The organism is Mycobacterium sp. PSTR-4-N (genome assembly GCF_022348085.1).
Lineage (GTDB): Bacteria > Actinomycetota > Actinomycetes > Mycobacteriales > Mycobacteriaceae > Mycobacterium.
In genome coordinates, this window is record NZ_JAKRFN010000051.1 from 1 (window position 1) to 2,789 (window position 2,789).

Genomic DNA, 2,789 nt, shown 5'->3' on the forward strand with positions numbered 1-2,789 from the left:
CACCGCGGCGGCGGCCTGCTCGGCGAGCCGGCTGTCCGCCCGCGCCCGGTCGAGCGCGGTGGTCAGGTCGTCGAGCTCCGGCGGAGGCGGCGGTGCGCCGCACGCGGCCGCCGCGACGGCGGGCAGCAGGACGAGTCCGGCCAGCACCTCACGACGGCGCAGGGTCGGCGGGCGGCTCGGCACGTGCCACATCCTGCCATCGAGGCCGGGGTCGACCGGGATCGACATGGCGGCGGGTGCAGCAGATACGGCCCGCGTAAGCGGCGCTTTCGTTATTCGGATCGCCCGCCTGGCGTATCGTAGGGTGCCGTTCGACCAGTTCGAGAGACAACTCAAGACGAGGAGCTCACCGTGGCGGAGCGGTACGCAGGATTGCCGTCGCAGCGACAGGTGATCGATCTGCTCGCCGAGGAGTTCGCGCGCGCCGGGTACGACATCGAGGACGTCGTCATAGATGCAGCGGCACGCCCGCCCCGGGTGACGGTGGTCGCCGACGGCGACGAGGGGCTCGACCTCGACGCCATCGCCGAACTGTCCCGGACCGCCTCGGGGATTCTCGACGATCTCGACACGCAGGCCTACGTGCTGGAGGTCACCTCGCCAGGGGTGGACCGACCGCTGAGCACCGACACGCACTACCGCCGCGCCCAGGGCCGCATGGTGGAGCTGACCCTGTCCGACGGCTCCACGCTCACCGGCCGGCTGGGCGAGCTGCACGGCGCGACCGTCGACGTCGTGATGCGAGAAGGGCCCCGCCGCGCGCTGTCGGTACGTCAGGTCGCGCGCGAGCAGATCACCAAAGCTGTTGTGCAGGTCGAATTCTCACCACCGAGTCCGCGCGAGCTGGAGCTGGCGGGGCAGACCGGAAGGCACAGTCAACCATGAACATCGACATGGCCGCGCTGCACGCGATCGAGGCCGACAAGGGGATCTCTGTCGATGTGGTCGTCGAGACCATCAAATCGGCACTGCTGACGGCCTACCGGCACACCGAGGGGCACGAGGCCGACGCCCGCATCGACGTCGACCGCAAGACCGGTGTGGTCAAGGTGATGGCCCGGCAGACCGACGCCGACGGCAACGTGCTCCACGAATGGGACGACACGCCCGAGGGTTTCGGCCGGATCGCGGCGACCACGGCCCGGCAGGTGATCCTGCAGCGCCTGCGTGACGCCGAGAACGAGAAGAACTACGGCGAGTTCTCTGCGCGCGAGGGCGACATCGTGGCCGGCGTGATCCAACGCGACGCCAGAGCCAACGCCCGCGGATTGGTCGTCGTGCGGATCGGCAGCGAGACCAAGGGCTCCGAGGGCGTGATCCCCGCCGCCGAGCAGGTGCCCGGCGAGAGCTACGAACACGGCGACCGGCTGCGGTGCTACGTCGTCGGGGTGTCTCGCGGGGCGCGGGAACCGGTGATCACGCTCTCACGTACCCACCCGAACCTGGTCCGCAAGCTGTTCTCCCTCGAGGTTCCCGAGATCGCCGACGGTTCGGTGGACATCGTGGCCGTGGCACGCGAGGCGGGTCACCGCAGCAAAATCGCGGTGGCGTCCAGGACGCCCGGACTCAACGCCAAGGGCGCCTGCATCGGCCCGATGGGCCAGCGGGTGCGCAATGTGATGAGCGAACTGTCCGGCGAGAAGATCGACATCATCGACTACGACGCGGACCCGGCGAAATTCGTCGCCAACGCGCTGTCACCGGCCAAGGTCGTGTCGGTGACGGTGATCGACGAAGCGGCCAAGGCGGCGCGCGTCATCGTGCCGGACTTCCAACTCTCGCTGGCCATCGGCAAGGAAGGCCAGAACGCACGATTGGCGGCGCGGCTGACCGGGTGGCGCATCGACATCCGCAGCGACGACGCGGCATCCGACACCGGTCGCGCCGACCGGCGGCCCGACGCGGCCCGCGCGGACGGTCAGCAGTAGCGGCCGCCCCGCGCGCTGCAGCGGACCGATTTTCTTTTCGACGACGTCGTGACGGTAGACTCAGCTGTGATCCAGCGCGAGACGTCGGCTCGGATGCGGAAAAGCAGCGACACCCCCTCCGGGGGACCGGTGCGGACCTGCATCGGATGCCGACGACGAGAGTTGGCCGTCGATCTGCTTCGGATCGTCGCCGTTCACGGCGGGCAGGGTTCTGGGAATGACACCAGGGCTGTGACCGTTGACGCGGCGAAGAGTCTTCCGGGGCGGGGTGCATGGCTGCATCCCGATCCAGGATGTCTACGCGAGGCGGTTCGCCGGCGGGCCTTCGGCCGAGCGCTCCGGATCGCCGGTTCACCGGACATCACCGCGGTGGTCGAGCGTTTCGCCGAATTCGAGACGCTCGAGACGCCCCGGGCAAGAGAACAGGTAGCGAAGAACATGAGCACACCGTGAAGTCCCGATGACCATGCGTCATAGCTAACCCGAGGCGCGGCGCCTACCACCGCTGTCGCCTCTCAGACAGGAGATGTAGTGGCAGGTAAGGCCCGCGTGCACGAGTTGGCGAAGGAACTCGGTGTCACCAGTAAGCAAGTTCTGGCTCGGCTGAGCGAACAAGGTGAGTTCGTCAAGTCGGCATCGTCCACGGTGGAGGCGCCCGTCGCCCGCCGATTGAGGGAGTCGTTCGGCGGCTCCAAGTCCACCTCCGGAGCGGCGAGCAGCGGTAGCAGCGCCGGCAACGGTAGTGCCGGCAACGGCGCAGCTGCACCGGCCAAGCCCGGTCCGAAACCCGGTCCCCGGCCATCGGCGCCCGCCGCTGCGCAGCCGCCCACCCCCGCCGCCCCTGCGGCGCCCCCGGCCCCC

4 protein-coding genes and 1 pseudogene are annotated in these 2,789 nt (G+C 69.3%); 4 read left to right on the forward strand and 1 reads right to left on the reverse strand.

What is annotated here, in order from left to right; genetic code table 11:
• Positions 1 to 192, reverse strand: a pseudogene (locus tag MHN84_RS29530) (hypothetical protein); the annotation flags it as partial.
• A 159-nt stretch (positions 193 to 351) separates the two neighbouring features.
• On the opposite strand from MHN84_RS29530, the gene rimP reads away from it, so the two are divergent.
• From rimP to MHN84_RS29550, 4 genes are all read left to right on the forward strand, one after another.
• Complete coding sequence (gene rimP / locus MHN84_RS29535; RefSeq protein WP_241207984.1) at positions 352 to 885, forward strand: ribosome maturation factor RimP; 534 nt, start codon at positions 352 to 354, stop codon at positions 883 to 885.
• Entirely contained in the window at positions 882 to 1,928 is a 1,047-nt protein-coding gene (gene nusA, locus MHN84_RS29540) for a transcription termination factor NusA (RefSeq protein WP_241207985.1), read from the forward strand. Before rimP ends, nusA begins: the two co-directional genes overlap by 4 nt.
• Before the next feature lie 162 nt (positions 1,929 to 2,090).
• On the forward strand, positions 2,091 to 2,381 hold the full coding sequence (locus MHN84_RS29545; RefSeq protein ID WP_241207986.1) for a YlxR family protein: 291 nt from the start codon (positions 2,091 to 2,093) through the stop codon (positions 2,379 to 2,381).
• 78 nt (positions 2,382 to 2,459) lie between these two features.
• Positions 2,460 to 2,789: translation initiation factor IF-2 N-terminal domain-containing protein (locus MHN84_RS29550; protein ID WP_241207987.1), on the forward strand; the 330-nt coding region annotated here is incomplete at its 3' end.

Excerpts from the sequence above, each read along its gene's own strand:
- nusA (WP_241207985.1), top strand. The coding sequence starts at position 882 with ATGAACATCGACATGGCCGCGCTGCACGCGATCGAGGCCGACAAGGGG.